The 16,305-nt window shown below is 39.3% G+C and carries 13 protein-coding genes; 6 read left to right on the top strand and 7 right to left on the bottom strand.

From position 1 onward, the window contains the following. Window positions 1–16 precede the first annotated feature (16 nt). From MKZ18_RS03890 to MKZ18_RS03865, 6 genes are all read left to right on the top strand, one after another. Window positions 17–238 (top strand): spore germination protein, encoded by a 222-nt coding sequence (locus tag MKZ18_RS03890; RefSeq protein WP_076513419.1) that lies wholly within the window; start codon window positions 17–19, stop codon window positions 236–238. 26 nt (window positions 239–264) lie between these two features. Beyond that, window positions 265–537, top strand: a complete 273-nt coding sequence (locus tag MKZ18_RS03885) for a spore germination protein GerPB (RefSeq protein ID WP_061786000.1) — start codon at window positions 265–267, stop codon at window positions 535–537. Between the two features lie 85 nt (window positions 538–622). After that, entirely contained in the window at window positions 623–1,273 is a 651-nt protein-coding gene (gene gerPC / locus MKZ18_RS03880) for a spore germination protein GerPC (protein ID WP_225002436.1), read from the top strand. Next, window positions 1,270–1,446 carry a spore gernimation protein GerPD gene (locus MKZ18_RS03875; protein ID WP_025911217.1) on the top strand — a complete coding sequence of 59 codons (177 nt, stop codon included), beginning with the start codon at window positions 1,270–1,272 and terminating at the stop codon, window positions 1,444–1,446. The genes gerPC and MKZ18_RS03875 overlap by 4 nt, the downstream gene beginning before the upstream one ends. A 13-nt stretch (window positions 1,447–1,459) precedes the next feature. Further along, window positions 1,460–1,915 carry a spore germination protein GerPE gene (locus MKZ18_RS03870; RefSeq protein ID WP_025911216.1) on the top strand — a complete coding sequence of 152 codons (456 nt, stop codon included), beginning with the start codon at window positions 1,460–1,462 and terminating at the stop codon, window positions 1,913–1,915. A gap of 60 nt (window positions 1,916–1,975) precedes the next feature. Beyond that, window positions 1,976–2,194, top strand: a complete 219-nt coding sequence (locus tag MKZ18_RS03865) for a spore germination protein (RefSeq protein WP_025911215.1) — start codon at window positions 1,976–1,978, stop codon at window positions 2,192–2,194. Window positions 2,195–2,222: 28 nt separating this feature from the next. Here MKZ18_RS03865 and MKZ18_RS03860 read toward each other — a convergent pair whose 3' ends face one another. The 7 genes from MKZ18_RS03860 to MKZ18_RS03830 form a co-directional block, all read right to left on the bottom strand. After that, entirely contained in the window at window positions 2,223–2,528 is a 306-nt protein-coding gene (locus MKZ18_RS03860; RefSeq protein ID WP_025911214.1) for an HNH endonuclease, read from the bottom strand. Between the two features lie 19 nt (window positions 2,529–2,547). After that, on the bottom strand, window positions 2,548–5,934 hold the full coding sequence (locus tag MKZ18_RS03855) for an SMC family ATPase (protein WP_340842928.1): 3,387 nt from the start codon (window positions 5,932–5,934) through the stop codon (window positions 2,548–2,550). Window positions 5,935–5,937: 3 nt separating this feature from the next. Continuing rightward, entirely contained in the window at window positions 5,938–7,113 is a 1,176-nt protein-coding gene (locus MKZ18_RS03850; RefSeq protein WP_340842929.1) for a metallophosphoesterase family protein, read from the bottom strand. Between the two features lie 51 nt (window positions 7,114–7,164). Continuing rightward, window positions 7,165–10,887: a helicase-exonuclease AddAB subunit AddA gene (gene addA / locus MKZ18_RS03845; RefSeq protein WP_340842930.1), complete on the bottom strand. Its 3,723-nt coding sequence runs from the start codon at window positions 10,885–10,887 to the stop codon at window positions 7,165–7,167. Continuing rightward, on the bottom strand, window positions 10,865–14,371 hold the full coding sequence (addB, locus tag MKZ18_RS03840) for a helicase-exonuclease AddAB subunit AddB (RefSeq protein WP_340842931.1): 3,507 nt from the start codon (window positions 14,369–14,371) through the stop codon (window positions 10,865–10,867). The genes addA and addB overlap by 23 nt, the downstream gene beginning before the upstream one ends. A 178-nt stretch (window positions 14,372–14,549) precedes the next feature. Further along, on the bottom strand, window positions 14,550–15,290 hold the full coding sequence (gene fabG, locus MKZ18_RS03835) for a 3-oxoacyl-ACP reductase FabG (RefSeq protein WP_277716970.1): 741 nt from the start codon (window positions 15,288–15,290) through the stop codon (window positions 14,550–14,552). Between the two features lie 332 nt (window positions 15,291–15,622). Further along, window positions 15,623–16,225, bottom strand: coding sequence for a TVP38/TMEM64 family protein (locus MKZ18_RS03830; RefSeq protein WP_025911206.1), 603 nt, complete (start codon window positions 16,223–16,225; stop codon window positions 15,623–15,625). Between the last annotated feature and the right edge of the window lie 80 nt (window positions 16,226–16,305).

The following is a 16,305-nucleotide window of genomic DNA, read 5'->3' as shown; positions in this document are numbered from 1 at the left end:
AAAAGGATGTTTGCTTATGCCAGCCATCGTCGGTGTTGTCAACGTAAACAGTGTCGGTTCTTCTGGAGTTCTGCATATTGGCGATGTATATAGTATTGCTCCCATTTCAACAGCTAAAACATTCGCTGGAGCGGGATCGTTTAATACTGGAGACCGCCTGCATGTCATTAACCAACAAAGCGCAACGAATGTTCAAGATAGTGATTTGAATGACCAAAACATTACCGCTAATGCTTAAGTTTTAACAGAAAGGAGCTATCTCCATTGAACTTCTATGTAAATCAAAGCATTTGTATCCAAAGTTTAAAAGTAAGTGCTGTCAGTAACTCATCTGTATTACAAATCGGCAGCGCAGGCATCATTAAACCTAACTCTAACTTATTTAATACAGGTGGCTTTACTGGACCAGCCCCTGATGAACAAAAAAAAGGGATTCTCGGCTCAGTTTCTCCATCTACTTTCACACCGACACAATCTTCAGCCGTTCCAGCACCTTATTCTCAGTCGCTCACCCCACCTGTTCGGCCGAACAACTGACATGTTCATAACTTCTTCACCATATGTATAAAATATATCATCTTTAAATGACAATTTGCATACAGGGTGAAAGAAGGTGCCAAATATGAAAAACATGGACTATACACAGCAAATGCATCGTTATATTGAACAGCTATCAGTGCGAGTTGCTACCCTTGAATCAACCGTTCAAAAACTAGAGCAACAGTTAAAAGAGTTAGAAGAACAAACGCCTATTAATATTGAAAAAATTGAATATAAATTTGAACAACTAAAAATCGACTCCCTTGATGGCACATTAAACATTGGCTTAAACCCGCTTACACCAGACAATCTAGAAGACATTATCATAAATAATCAAACTCCTGAAATTACGCTTCCACAGCAAGGACCACAAAACCCGAGTCTAAAGCCACTTGATCGTAATACGCTGAAACATTGGGTTGAAGATATATACGCATCTATGACGTCTGAACTTGACCAACACGGCTATTCAATGGTTCAGCATGTTCTTGACCAGCGCTCTATGACCATTGAAGGAGCGTACTACGACTTTATAATTGAAGACGTAAAAAAGCAGTTAGAACAACGTATTACCTATTATCTAAATCAAGTTCAACCTGAAGAATTAGAACAAAACTTTGAAGCAATTAAGCCTCAAATTATAGAGAAAATTTATGAAGATATCAAAAAAGGCATCGATGCTTTCTTAACTTATTTACCCGATTCCTTAAAGAAAGGCGGTCACAACCAATGAACTATACCGTCATCAATCGAGAATTAATGGTTGGAAACATTGATATCACCGGCGTATCTTCATCCTCTGTATTTTTAATTGGAGACGCTCACTATATCAATTTATCAGCAACATTTGATACACCAGCGGAATCTCTTATTATTGGTCCTTACGTTCCACTATCTCTTTCATAAAGGAGACTTTTTTATGCTATCTAGAATTTCTCAAGTCAATCATTTGACATTAAATTCTCTTTTATCATCCTCATTATGCCAGATTGGAGATTCTACTCATATAGTATTAAAGACGCGTGTCCTAGCAATAAAGCGGGAATATCCTTTATTTTATGGACGTGAAGGAGATTTCAATTCTTACGATGTTTTTAATGAGCCTATACCACAGCCAATAAATGAGTTTATCAATATGCAAGTAAATAATACTGCCCCACTTATTAAAGTGGACCGCGTTACTATTCGAGGATGCTCATTCTCTTCAGTTATTCATGTGGGCTCCACATGTACCATTGATGCGGAAGCACGAATTAAACATATCCGCCAACTTGAAGGAGATACACCACAAACTCCTGATATCGGCCTAGAAAAACAGCTAAGTACAACAGCCAGTGAACTTCAAGACACCCTTCAAGACGATGCAACAAGATGAACAAATCTTACCGCTTCATCATACACTAGATTATTATCACGATAGTAAAGGGTGGATATTATGCCAGCTTTAATCGGTCCTGTTAGTATTACAAGCGTGGGCGGCGGTGTTGTAACGTTTGGAGATACCTTTTATGTGTCCCCAAAAAGCTCATCAAAAACGAGTACGGGCTCAGGAGCAGTTAACACCGGTAACTTCGTCAATACCAATACCGGAATCTCTGGAACAAATACGCTTGATCCCGATTTTGCAGATCAAAACAACGTTGCCAATGCATAAAAAAACAGCTGAAATGTCAGCTGTTTTTTTATCTTTTTTTTCGTTCATTCGACTTTTTAATTTTAGGCACTCGTGAAGATGGCTGCTTTTGAATCCACTTTATAAATGAATGAATCTGTGGATCATCTCTTAGTAGAGCAATTGTATTTAAGCGAACCGCTAATTCTGCATTCGTATAAAGCGCATGTATTTGCTTATGACACGGAATACAAAGGTTAGCAGTAGGCTCAAATGTCCCTCCCATTTCTTTGGGAGTGAGATGATGAACGGTAATTTCAACATCTTCTCGTTCACATAATTCGCACCAGCCAACGTGACGATCTTTTTTCCCCACTGCTTTTCAACCTTTCCCTTTATAACGTTTCAACGGCTACTCGTGTTCCCATACCAGTAGCATCAGCAGGCTGTACAATTAAACGCTTAGGTAAGCGTGCTCGAAGCTCTTGCACGTGACTAATAACTCCGATTGATAGGTTATCGGACTGTAGCTTTTCTAAAGCCGTCACAACCGTATCGAGAAGCTCTCCATCCAGTGTTCCAAATCCTTCATCTAAAAAGAAAAATTGTAAAGGGTACTCTCCCCGAAGCTGGATTTGTGCAGATAATGATAGGGCTAATGCAAGAGACGTTAAGAATGTTTCTCCTCCTGAAAGAGTTGAGACCGGGCGCTTAACTCCACCGTTAGCATCGTCTCTCATAATAAATCCACCTTGAGAATCCACTTCAATTGCATAGCGGTGACGTGTTAAAATAGCTAATCGCTCTGAAGCATCTCGACTAATCGCCATCAGCTGTTCTTCAGCCATATACTCAACAAACGTATTACCTTTAAACACAGACTGTAGCTTTTGATACTGTTCAAACAAAGTTTCTTTCTCTACCCTTTGCTTTTCAAGCTCGTTAAAGCGTTCATGTCTCTTTAACATATCTTTTAAGGTCTCTTCTGCTCCACCCTTTAGCTGATTTGCTTCGCTAACCGCTTCTTTTCTGTTTACCAGCAGAGATTTAGTTTCTTCCCACTTATCTTTAGTTATAGCTTTACCATTAAGTTTTTTCTCAACTTTAGCTATGTCAGCTTTGGCTTGTTTTAGCTTATCCTCAAACTCTTGAATTTCTTCAGTTAATTTCTGTATATCATCACTTGTTTGAACTGCTTTTTTTACTTCCTCTTTTTCTGTAAAGCCTGACGGTTGAAGCTGCTCTTCCCATTGTTTTTTAACTTCTTCATACCGTTCTGTCAAATCTTCTAATGCTTTACGCTCTGCATGCTCATTTGCCTGTAGCTTTTGATAGGTCACTTGCATACCATTTAGCGTTTCATAACAGGCATTCTCCGTTTGATCTAGCTCACGAATGCGCTGTTCAACCTCTTTTAGCTCTGACGCTACATCTCCTGCTTTTGAAAGTTCCGTAAGCATGCTTTTTTGTTCTTGGAGGGCTTGATGAAGGTTTTTCTGTTCTGCTTCTAACTGAACACTCTTACGCGTTGCTTGATCATACCCTTCTCTCGTATGCGCAATTTTAAGTTGGTGTTCATCAAAAAACTGATAGCTTTTATTGATGCGTTCAACAAGTGTTCGCTCCTCTGCAATTCGCAATTTCATTTTTTCTTGAACTTCATGAATATTATTCATCTCTAGATGTGGATATAGCTGATGCCATTCTTTAATAAGCGTATCCTGATGGTCGTTGTGCTTACTTAACTCTTCAGTAAAATTTTCCACCTCTTTTATGAGTTGCTGCTTGCTAAACAGTAAATCTTGCTGCTGCTTTTCACTTTGTTTATAGCGCTGTAACAAGTCTGATTGCTTCTCGCGAACTTCAATGTAATCTTGCTGTAAGGCTTTCAGCTCAATTTTTAACCTAGTGCTGTATTCACCGCCATTCTCTTCTAACCGCTGGATAGCCGGCAAGTCATACTTCGTATCAGCGACCTCGGGGTAAGCATCGAGTAACATTGAATGAAGCTGCTCTAAGCGAAGTTTTAACGCTCCGTACTCTTGCTTTTGCTCATCCAGTATATGCTTCTCTGATTCATAACTGGTAATCTGTTCATCCAATTGTAAGTTGGTGTGTACCTCATTAGATACTGCAGGTGAAGGGTGGTCATTTGAACCGCACACTGGACATGGTTTTCCTTCACTGAGACCATCGGCTAGCTGGTGAGCTAAGTGGTTAACCTTTTCCTTCATTTGTTGCTCACGCAGTGACTGTAATTGACGATTTACCGAGCTAAAAAGCTGTTCAAATTCACGTTCACGCTCACAAACGATATGATACGTGCGCTGAGTGGATACAAATAGCTTTTGTGCTTGAGAAGCTTGACTTTGTTTTAACTCTTTTTGTTTTTCAATGTTTGCTTCAGTTGCTTTCAGCTCTAACTGCTTTTTCTGTACTTTTTCTTCTTGTTCTTTTATAACTCTCTTTAATTCCACTGCTTTTTCTGCTTTTATTGCAGCTTCATAAACTTGTTCACGCTCTGTGTCAGAAACTTTTACCGTTTCTAATTCTTTTTTCAAGCTACTTTGAAGCAATTTCCCTTTTTCTAACTGTGCTTCAAGCTTTTGTAGCACTTCCAAACTCTCTTTTACATCAGCTGAGGCCTGGTTATATGCTGCTTGCTTTTCAACGTAGTTCTTTTCTAGCTCCTGTATCAGTTCTTGAATTTTTTTCGCTTGCTCTAACTGTTCTTTCCGAATAAAGAGCTTTGGCTGTTCTTGCTGTTTCGTTAACCGTGCTTGGTCATACGCCACCTGGCTTTTTTCATACTTATCATACTGGGTACGCAGCTTCTCTTGAATAGCTGATACGTTTTGACGAGTCTTTTGCTTTTTCACCGTAAGCTGCTCGTACGCGTTTAGATATGGCAACAATTTTTTTGCTTCTTCAGCTATAGCTACTTGTTTTCGCTTCTCATTTATAAGCAGCTCTTGCTCATTTAATTCTTTTAACGTTTCTTCTAATTCATGTTTGATTTGCATCTCATTCCAAATCGCAGTTTGTTCATCGTACAACTTTTCAATGTCTTTCAGTTCGCACTCACGCTTTTCCAGCAAAATGATACGCTCTTGAAGGACCTGCTCTGCTTGCTTAACACTTTCCTCTGATGCTTCCCCTAATCCCGTCTGCTCTGCAGAAATCGTATCAATTTCACCTTTTAATAGCTGAACATTTGAACGAATTTTTTTGTTAAGTTGATCACCGTACTGCTCTAAATTAAATAAACGCTGCAGCATTTGACGGCGCTCCGTGCCTTTCAATGATAAAAACTCAGCAAATTTCCCTTGTGGCAATACAACAGCGCGCGTAAAGTCGTCGATTGTTAAACCTAATAGCGACTGAACCTGCTGGTTTACGTCATTTGTTTTATCAGCCAGTACGATTGTTTCATCTCCTATTTCAATAAAACGGCTGGTTGCTGACCTTACTCGCATTTCATCTGAACGCTTGAAGCTACGCTCGACGGTATAGCGCTTTTTATGATTTGCATTTTCTAATTCAAACGTAAAAGCAACTTTTACTTCGTTTTCGGCGTGATTTAAAATGCCATGTGTGTTGTTAGCTGCCCTTTCTACTTTGCCGTAAAGCGCAAGAGTCATCGCATCTAAAATAGAAGATTTACCGCTGCCTGTTGGACCAAAAATACCGAACACACCGCCAGAACATAAGCTTGTAAAATCGATAACTTGTTTTTCTCTAAAGCTGTGCAAGCCTGCTATTGTTAACGTAATTGGCTTCATCTTCTACTCCTCCTCTTCTGCTTCTCGTGTATGAATCAATGATAAAAAGAGTTGAACCAACTCGTCGCTTGGTGTCGCTCCCCCCGTTTGCTTCCGATAGAATTTAGCAAACGACTCTTCGATTGGAACGTTTCGCTGTTCTTGTTGAACTTGAACAGTTTCTTCCTCTTTAAAAATCGGTCGGATATGAATGAACCCTTTGTGCAGCTTACGTAATCGGTGAATTTCTTCAAGAGACAATGCATCTTCTAAGTGAATCTCTAAATCAATCCAAGCAGTGCTATCTTTTCCTTCATCCAGCCACTGGTACACTTCTGCGATACCGTTTTTCGCTTTCCATCTTGTAAGTGGTCTTCCGCTTGATAAAGGAATTTCCGTTACCTTCACTTCTTCTCCCGGCTTAGCATCGAGTATCGTTACGGATTTGGTATAGCCTGATTCAGAAAAGCTATAGGCAAGAGGTGAACCCGAATAACGAGCTTTTGTAGAAGCTCGCTTGATGTCCTGAGGTCGGTGAAGATGCCCAAGCGCTACGTACTGAGCTGCCGCTGGAAGGCTTGACGCTGCCACCGTATACGCTCCACCTACTTCAATTGGCCGTTCAGAATCTGTTGAGCTTCCTCCCGCAACATAGATATGACTCATGGCAATGTTTACACTGTCGTTTGTAAAATGTGAGCTCATCTTTAAAAAGATTTCGCCTACTCGCTCATCATATGAGTTTCGAAGCAACAATTCATCGTCTTCCTCAGCCAACATTTCCTTTAATCTTGATTCTGATGGATAAGGAAGTGCACCTACTTTTAACGTTTCTTCAACAGTTGGAAGGTAAATCTCTTGTACATCAGTTGTCGGTAAACCTATGAGCGTAATATTTTGTTCAAATGCAAGCGGAGAGGCTGCAGATAAGCGATCGGGATTATCATGGTTACCCGCAATTACAATAATTGGACGCTTGCCTTTTTCACTCAGCTTCGACATACTATCATAAAATAATTGCTCTGCTGCTGCGGGCGGATTAACGGTATCAAATACATCACCGGCCATTAAAATTGCGTCAACTTTTTCTTCCTTTACAATTTGAGCTAACTCATCTAAGAACTGAGCTTGTTCTTCAATTCTGCTCCTACCTTCTAAGGTTCTCCCTAAGTGCCAGTCGGCCGTATGTAATAACCTCATGTGCTCCCCACCTTTTCTTGACAAAAAGAAGACGAAAAGCTCGCCTTCTTTTTACTCTTCTATTTCTATTACATGTCCACCATCTAAAAAATATAAATAGCTATGTGCTATCGGCTTTTTCACGATGGTTTCTACCGCTTTTCGATACAGCTTCAGCTGCACTTCATAGCGGTTTTTCAAGATTTCTTCAGCGCTGTTAAAGTCATTGCTAAAGCGATTTTTTATATCATCGGTTTTGTAATCAACGAGGATTAGCTGACCATTCCATTCATATAAGCAATCTATAATCCCTTGGACTAAAATTGCTTCATTATCGTTCCACCCGTATACTTCTTCCGTTGAAACATTTAAGCTAAACGGCATTTCACGATAAACCTTTTCTGCTTCTTTGAGCTGTTGTCCAATGAAACTTTCCGTAAATTGAGCAATGTCAGAAGGGTTAATACTTTCTGCTTGCTCAGTTGTTAAAATTTCATTGGTAACGAGGGAATCAATAAGCTCTTGTACGGCTTCAATTGTTAACGATTCCTTAAATGGTAAATGCTGCATCACTGTATGCACAGCTGTTCCACGTTCTGCTGCGGTTAATGAATGCGACTGCATAAAGGCCGGGCGATCTTCAATGGTTGACTTAAAGCCTGTTATAAGCTGACTTTCTTGTTCTTCACCGCTCGCTTGGTACTGTCTCTTTAAATCAGAAACAGATTGCTTAGAGCGATGTGTTGTTGCTTCTAAATGACCATACTCCCAACGTAATCGCTCTTCAATGCGTTCTTTATGGATACTTTCAATATGAACTTGATCACCTTTTTGTACCGCAGCTAACAGTTCTTCATGCTCCAATTGTTCTTCAACAAGCTGTTCAGATAGCTCCGCCGCTTGGATCGTTTGAATTTCCCACTTGGAGCTGTGCTCATACACCTCTTGCAACACCGCTCTTTGTTCTTCTGGTATCCATTTTTCGAAGTGACGATGTCTGGCCAGAGCAAGACCAATCCAATCAAGATAAGACTTTGCATCTACACGCATATAAGCGGGCAGTTCCCATTGATCATGGGTCAACACGTGACTCCATTTTTTCATTTGAGCCTCAGCATCTTTTACAGTTCCTACTAAAATTAATTTTTCTTTAGCACGTGTCAGCGCTACATATAAAACACGCATCTCTTCGGCAATGCTTTCTTTTTTCATTTTTTGTTTCATTACTTGCTGAAGCAACGTTGGGTACGTAATACGAAGCTTTGGATCAATATATTTAGAACCGAAGCCAAGTTCTTTATCTAGAATATAAGATTTATTTAAATCCATTAGATTAAATTTACGATTCAATCCAGCTACGAAAACAATAGGAAACTCTAAACCTTTACTGCTATGGATTGTCATTAAACGAACAACATCTTCTTGCTCACCTAAAGACCTTGCCGTTCCTAAATCATTTCCACGCTCTTTCATACGATCAATAAACCGTAGAAAGCGGAATAAGCCTCGAAACGACGTCGCTTCATATTGACGTGCACGGTCATATAAAGCTCTTAAGTTTGCTTGACGCTGCTTACCTCCAGGCAGACCTCCTACAAACTCATAAAATCCTGTATCACGATAAATTTGCCAGATAAGTGTAGATAAAGAAGTTTGACGTGCTTTTGTTCTCCACTCACTAAGCTTTATGGAAAAATGATGAAGCTTTTCTTGAAGATTTCCTTCAGGAGATATGCGCACATAATTTTTCATCGCTTCATAGTACGTTCCCTTCTTATCCTCAGCACGAATTAAAGCAAGCTCTTCATCTGACAAGCCTACAATTGGAGAACGCAATACAGAAGCAAGCGGAATATCTTGATATGGATTATCAATGACTTTTAATAAAGACATCATCATCATTACTTCCGTTGCATCAAAATACCCTGATGAAAGATCTGCATAAACAGGAATTCCTTCTTGCTTAAACTCTTCCATAATTTGTGGTGCCCAAGGCATAGAACGCAGTAAAATAACAAAATCTCGATACGTTACGTTTCGCATCACATCTAGCTTACGATCGTATACTTGAAAACGATCTTGAACAAGCTGTTTTATCTTCCGAGCCATTGCGCGAGCTTCTAGCTGAGCTGTTTCTAGCTCTGCTTCTGAAAACCCTACTAAATCCGACTCTTCTTCCTCTGCTCCACCTTCTTTGGAAATGAGCAAAAGTTCAGACTCCATCTCACTACTGCTAGGATACGATGCTCCTAGCTTCAAAGATGCATCATTGTCATAGGCGATTTCGCCAACTTCTTCATCCATTAACTGCTGAAAGATAAAGTTGGTCGCATCGATAATCTCAGAGCGACTGCGGAAGTTTTTATTCAAGTCAATTTTCATACCATTTTTTCGACCGTCATGTGTAAAAGTTTTATATTTTCCAAGGAACAGAAACGGTTCTGCTAAACGAAAGCGATAAATAGATTGCTTGACGTCACCAACCATAAAAAGGTTACCATTTTTACCATCATTATGCGTCACAAGCTGAATGAGGGTCTCTTGTACCATATTCGTATCTTGGTATTCATCTACTAAAACCTCAACAAACTGCGTTTTATATTTATAAGCGACTTCAGAAGGTTCAACCCTTCCATCTACAGAATGGCTTAAAATTTGCAAGCAATAATGTTCTAAGTCTGAAAAGTCCACGAGCCCTTTCGCTCTCTTTTCTGCTTCATAGCGATTACCAAACTTCCTTACAAGCGATACGAGAACTTCTACTACAGGATACATTTTCTGAAAGTCACTCATGTATCCACTGAGCGGACGAGAAAATAAATCACCTTGCAATTTTTCAAGAGCTGCTTTTGCTTTTTTACGAAGCTCTCCAAACTCATCAAGTAAGGCAACATCATACTCGTCACCTTTACACGGCTTTAAACGCGTAAAGCTAAGAACTTGCATATGTTCATGTAGCTCAGCAAAAGTGCCAGCTGCAAGCATACGGTTAACCTGAGCTAAGTCATCTTCAATATTTACTTTTCTTGGGGCTGGACCTCCAGGCATGGTTGTGAGCCTAGAGGCTTGGTTTAGCATAGCTTGAACACCGCTCAGCTGCTTTTTCACTTCGTCCATTAAAAAACTCATAAATGGAAGAGAGTCAATTGTAGCTTCTTCATCAATGCTATATTGGCGAAGGAGCATATCTAACCACCTATTTGGATTTGGATTAGAACGAGCAAAATCGTATAATCTGCGAACCATATGCTGCACGTCCAAGTCATGACGGTCACTCGTATAGCGGTCCACCAATTCAAAGAATGATTGATTACCTTCAAGGCTATACTGCTCTTCAAAAAGCTCGTCTAATACTTCTTCTCTTAAGAGTTCCGCTTCAGTATCGTCTGCGATTCGAAAACCTGGATCTAAGTTAATCATATAGTAATAGGTGCGAATAACTTCCAGACAAAATGAATGAAGAGTTGAAATAGACGATCGGTTTAGTAAGTGTAGCTGTCTTCTTAAATGTAAGGAAGATGGATTTACCTTTAACTCTTTTTCTAAAGCTTCTCCTATACGATGACGCATCTCTGCTGCTGAAGCGTTTGTGAACGTTACGACTAACAAACGGTCGACGTCCACTGGATTTTCAGGATCGATAATTTTTCGAATAATACGCTCAACTAACACAGCTGTTTTCCCTGAACCTGCGGCGGCTGCTACTAAAATATCTTGCCCAGATGATACAATGGCTTTCCACTGGTCATCTGTCCACTGCGAATCCGCTGGCTTACTCATTCGTTCCTGACTCATGCTTATCCTCCTCTCGTATTTTTTCTAGAATGCTATTTTGATTTTCATTTCTTAACTGACGATATTCATTTTCGCTTAATGCTTCATCAAATTGACAAATCGAACGATAGTCACAAAAAGCACACGGTGTTTTATCTTTAAGTTTATAGGGAGCAATGTCAATTTTACCTTCAGTAATTTCTGTCCCTGCCTCCACAAACTTTTTACGTACATATTGTCTAAGATGTGTAAAGTCCGTTTCAGATGCAATAGAAGAATTCGAATAGAAACCACCTGTTTTTTTAATACCAGCTGAGATAATTTGTGAATGACCGGACTCAAGCGTTTCGTCCATTAGGCGAACCGCTTCTTCATCACCTAGCAGTAAGCCTTTCATCTTAAATTTCTTAAAGATTTCTTCTTCAATCTGATTTTCACTCAGACTATTTGTACTATTAACCATCGGATTATGAACGTGGAAATATAAAACACCTGCAGGTAAAGCACCTTGGTTAGTTTTCAAAAGCTGCTCAGCGTGAGTTACCACTACATCCAAATATGCGAGAATTTGAAGTGAAAGTCCATAATAGACCTCCAGTAAATTTAACGCTTTGTCACTCGATTTATAATCGACAATCCGAAGTAGTATCCCTTTAGAGCTTTCTGCTTTATCCACTCGATCAATTCGTCCGACTAGCTCCATCGTATGCCCATTTGGAAGCGTAAAGGTCATGGAAGGTAGCTCTGCATTAGGACCAAATCCTAACTCTAGTCCAACTGGTACAAAACCGCTCGCTCTTGCATGTTGGCTTAATACAATCGACGCTCTTTCAATTACTTGCTGTAACTTATATGCGAGATATTGATGACGATTCGAGCTCAGCAATATTTCGTTTTGTAAGCGCGGCGCTAATTCTTGAACTGCAGTGGCTGAAAGGGATTGACAATCTTTTTTCGTTAACTGCTTCCAATCTTTCTCACCAGTTCGTAACTTATCCGAAATATGCTTTAACGCTGCGTGAAAAAGCTCACCAATATCAGGTGCCGCTAGCTGAAATACTTTTCGATCCTTCAGCTTTAAGCCATGAGAAGCAAAATGCGAATAAGGACAGGCTTCAAACTTCTCCATGCGTGATACGCTTGCTTGAATATGTTTTCCATACAAGCGCTCACTCGTCTTTTTACTTAATCGCTTTGCATCATTTTGATAAAATAAGCTGCTCAAAACTCTTTGACTATACGTTTTCCAGTCTGAAGTCATATAAAAGTTATAAACGTCCCACCATGCATCGCTCATTGGATAATGTCGTTTCCAAGCCTGTAAGTTACTTGCTAAATAAGCCATCGTAGACAACGGATTCGCAATATAGTCAAGCTGCTTTTCCTCTTCTAAACTTGTAGGATCATTCATTAACAACGTTTCTTCAAGTAGTGGAAAGAGCTCTTTCAGTCGGTTAATAACTAAAGACGGAAGCAAAGACTTCCCTTCATCATTCGCTAGTGGGTAGCTGATATATAACTTTTCTTCAGAACTTACAAGCGCTAAATAAATCAAGAAATGATCATCAAACAGCTGCTGCTTACCAGTTGGAGCTAGCGTCACACCTGATTTGAATAATTCGTCGCGGTCTTGATCAGATAAAATACTGTCTCCCTGCGGCTTAGCTGGTATTACACCATCGTTCACACCTACGATAAAGGTAGCTTTAATATTAGAAAAACGAGAGCGTTCAAAGCTTGCAACAAGGACTTGGTCAAGCGATGGTGGGACAATAGCAAACTGCATGCTATCTAATCCTGTCTCAAAAAGCTCAGCAAATAGCTTGATGGACACTTTTTCTTCTCCCATCATTTCTACAAATTGATCAAACAGGTTTAAGACAGCTTTCCATACTTGTTCATGTTCCCGTGCTTCCTGTACCTTTCCATTTTCTTCACAATGGTCACGAAGCTTCTCAATTTTTTGTGGGATGCTTAGCTCTGTCAAAAAGAGATAAAGAGCTTTTGCTTTTTCCTCTCCCGTCTTTCCTTTCTTTAAGGCCTGCTGTAGTTTCATAAGTGGGTTTACAACAAGTTCTTTTAGCTCATTAATTTTTTCTTCAAACTGTACTTCCTCATCCGTTTTTGGTAGATTCATATCCTCTAATGAACGATATTTTCGGTATTTCCACCTTTCACCATTCGTCCACTTAGTACCTTGAATCCCGTATGCTAATACGTAGTTTTCAAATTGATCCATACCTTCTCTCAGTGCTTCAACCTCAGCTTCTATCGAAAAAAACATATCTGTCTTAATAGCACGAAAAATACTTTCATAGCGCCACGAACCACTCACTACCTCTAAGCTGGAACGAATAAACTCAATGATTGGGTGATGGAACATTGCTCTTTTTTGATCAATAAAGTATGGAATTTCATAATCACGAAATACGGTTTCAATTAATTCGCCGTAGTCATTTTTATTTCGAACAACTAGAGCAATATCTCGATACCGATAATTGGAGTCTTTAACTAGTAGCTGAATTTCTCTTGCAATTCCTTCTACCTCTGCACGACGACTCACAGCAGGATATAAAGAAATGTGAGTTGGCTTTTGAGAAAATTCAGCAGCTGGACGCTCATCATAATACTTCTCCAAATGAGACAGCTCTGGGCTGTTTGCATGGCGAATATTATCCTTTAATAAAACAGGGTCTTTTATTTCAATTCCATGTTCTAGTGCTGCTGTTGTTAATTCTCTATATGTTTCTCCAGTTAATCTAAAGAGCTGCAAATCAGTTGGTATATAACTTGCTTGTGTATGATCTCCGGTCAATGCGATAGTTACATCTGAACAAGCTTTCATAAGTTCAACTAAGACATCTAGTTCTTGCTTTGTGAAATGATGAAATCCATCGACATAAATAACTGCTTTCTTTAAATATGAGGAAAGCGGAATTTTTTCAGCTAATAGTTTTAAATAATCTTCGCTATCTACATATTTCATTAGCAGCTGCTTTTCTAGTTCTTGATATATAATTCCTAAATCATGCAGCTTGTCCGCTAGCACGTGCTCGTTATTGTCTTTTAGCTCTTGTTGCAGAGCCCCTAACGATTCAGGCTCTAATCCATACTGCTTAAATTCTTTCAACATTTGTTCTAGCTTTGTGATAAACCCTTCTTTCTCAGATGCTGCTGCAAATAAAGTGAGCTCTTCTTTTTGTTGCTCTATAATTTTTCTGAGCATCATATGCATGCCCGTTTGATCAATATGATAACGGCTAATGCCGCCTGCTTCCTGGAGAACTCGCCACGCCAAACGCGTAAAACTATAAACTTGAGCTCTCATCATCCCGCCCAATCCCGGCGTTTGGATAAGCTCATACTCTGATTGGAAGGTCATTTGCTCTGGAACAATATAAATAATTGGGTTGCCCAGTGGCTCTCGCACCAATTCTTGGCGAATAGCATTTAAACACGCTGTTGTTTTACCACTTCCAGACCTACCCAGCATAAACTGTAGCATCTTGTTCACCCCTAACGAATTTGAACGCCACAAAAAAACGTGACGTTCAACAAGTTCTTTTTCTATACTTTTATCGATTTTTATCCTTTTTGTTACCATTTATTTTACTGGACTTACGTAAAGAAATCCAATAAAATAAACCGTTTTGGCTCATTGCCAAAACGGTTTATTTTTCCTATTACATCATAATTCCACCATCGACATGTAATACGGTTCCGTTTACATAATTAGATTCATCTGATGCTAAATATAAGTATGCATAGCCAATATCAGAAGGCTGTCCTAATCTTTGAAGCGGAATCGTCGACTTCATTTGATTAATGACTTTCTCTGGAACAGCAGCTACCATGTTCGTTTCGATAAACCCTGGCGCAACGGCATTTACGTTGATTCCCTTACGCCCAAGTTCTTTCGCCCAAGTCTTAGTCATTCCTACGACCGCAGCTTTTGCCGCTGCGTAATTGGTTTGTCCAACGTTCCCATATACGCCTGAAACAGATGAGGTACTAATAATTTTCCCTCTACCTTGAGCCACCATATGAGGGACAACAGCTTGTGTACAGTTAAAAACACCAGTCAAGTTAACGTTAATAACTGCTTGAAAGTCTTCCATTGTTAGCTTAGTTAACATTGCATCTCTGGTAATTCCGGCATTGTTAACTAAAATGTCTATCTTGCCGTAGACTTCTACTACTTCTTCTACCATTCCATCTACATTATCACGATCTGCCACATTAACTTGAAAGAACGTGACGTCTCCACCTTCATTTCGTAAAACCTTTGCTTTCTCTTCACCTAAAGCTTGATCATAATCAACGAGTGCTACTTTTGCCCCTTCTTTTGCAAAAATTCGTGCAGCTTCAAAGCCTAATCCATTTGCAGCGCCTGTAATAATTGCCACCTTATCTTTTAATCTCATCTCCTACCACATAGTATGAACGTTCGTAAGAACAGGCTTGCCTTCATACTATGCATAGCCCCCTTTTACTTGACGACAAGCACGTCGTATTCGTAAAGCATGTGCAAAAGCGATGAATTAAACAACCCTTTTACTAACATATGTAGTAGAGAATTGTCCAAAACATTCATAACTTTTCAGAAAACAGGGAAATCAACAGATTAAAGTGAGGTAAAGAACATGTAAGGCTTCTAGAGAACTTAGCAAAACCTGCTAATTTTATCCTTATTTTAACATATATTCTACAAAATCGAAATCATGAATTCAGAAAAGAAAATCTCTCTTCATTTTTACTACTGATTTGTACGAACATTTAGACGTCTCTCTATTTGTTTTCCCACAATCCATAATACAAAAACAACAATTAAAACAACAATAGCTTTTGTAGGCTGTTTTATAAAGGAGATAAAGTCAGCTCCTATAAAGCTCATCATAAAGATCATCACCATTTTTCCTGCTAAAACTGCTAATACGAATTGTGACATACTGACCCTAGATAAGCCAGCAACAACATTAATAGCAGCTGACGGAGTAAATGGGAAGCATAGCATTAAAAACAGTGGACCAAACCCATGACGTTCAACCCAAGTCATAATCTTTCGAATTTGAGCATGTCTACTGATAAAATTCAAGAAGCGAGCTTGTCCATATCGACGAAAGATAAGAAAAACAATAATCGCCCCTACACATGACCCGACCCACGAAATTAGAAACCCTAGCCATAAGCCAAATGCTGCAGCATTTGCCATAACGAAAGCAAAAAGAGGTAAAATTGGAATAAATGCTTCAAGAATAGGAAGTAATAATCCCGGTATAATGCCAAATGATTGATATTCTTTTAAAAGTTCAAGCACACCTTCAAGCGTTAAGTATTCCTTAATTGTATCAAAGTCCATTACTTAATCTCCTAACTGATGACTACTAACTTAATCAACATTGTACTACTTTCATTACCGAAACAAAAGCTACTCAAACA

Origin of the sequence: Priestia sp. FSL W8-0001, from assembly GCF_038050335.1 — a bacterium.
Taxonomy (GTDB): domain Bacteria; phylum Bacillota; class Bacilli; order Bacillales; family Bacillaceae_H; genus Priestia; species Priestia flexa.
Note: the sequence above shows the minus strand (reverse complement) of the source record. Positions and strands in the feature narration are given on the sequence as shown.

Bases quoted from the DNA above. Each gene is read 5' to 3' on its own strand.
- addB (WP_340842931.1), bottom strand. From the start codon at position 14,371: ATGCTACAGTTTATGCTGGGTAGGTCTGGAAGTGGTAAAACAACAGCG.
- MKZ18_RS03850 (WP_340842929.1), bottom strand. From the start codon at position 7,113: ATGAGGTTATTACATACGGCCGACTGGCACTTAGGGAGAACCTTAGAA.
- MKZ18_RS03855 (WP_340842928.1), bottom strand. From the start codon at position 5,934: ATGAAGCCAATTACGTTAACAATAGCAGGCTTGCACAGCTTTAGAGAA.
- gerPC (WP_225002436.1), top strand. From the start codon at position 623: ATGAAAAACATGGACTATACACAGCAAATGCATCGTTATATTGAACAG.
- MKZ18_RS03875 (WP_025911217.1), top strand. From the start codon at position 1,270: ATGAACTATACCGTCATCAATCGAGAATTAATGGTTGGAAACATTGAT.
- MKZ18_RS03865 (WP_025911215.1), top strand. From the start codon at position 1,976: ATGCCAGCTTTAATCGGTCCTGTTAGTATTACAAGCGTGGGCGGCGGT.
- addA (WP_340842930.1), bottom strand. From the start codon at position 10,887: ATGAGTCAGGAACGAATGAGTAAGCCAGCGGATTCGCAGTGGACAGAT.
- fabG (WP_277716970.1), bottom strand. From the start codon at position 15,290: ATGAGATTAAAAGATAAGGTGGCAATTATTACAGGCGCTGCAAATGGA.
- MKZ18_RS03890 (WP_076513419.1), top strand. From the start codon at position 17: ATGCCAGCCATCGTCGGTGTTGTCAACGTAAACAGTGTCGGTTCTTCT.
- MKZ18_RS03830 (WP_025911206.1), bottom strand. From the start codon at position 16,225: ATGGACTTTGATACAATTAAGGAATACTTAACGCTTGAAGGTGTGCTT.
- MKZ18_RS03870 (WP_025911216.1), top strand. From the start codon at position 1,460: ATGCTATCTAGAATTTCTCAAGTCAATCATTTGACATTAAATTCTCTT.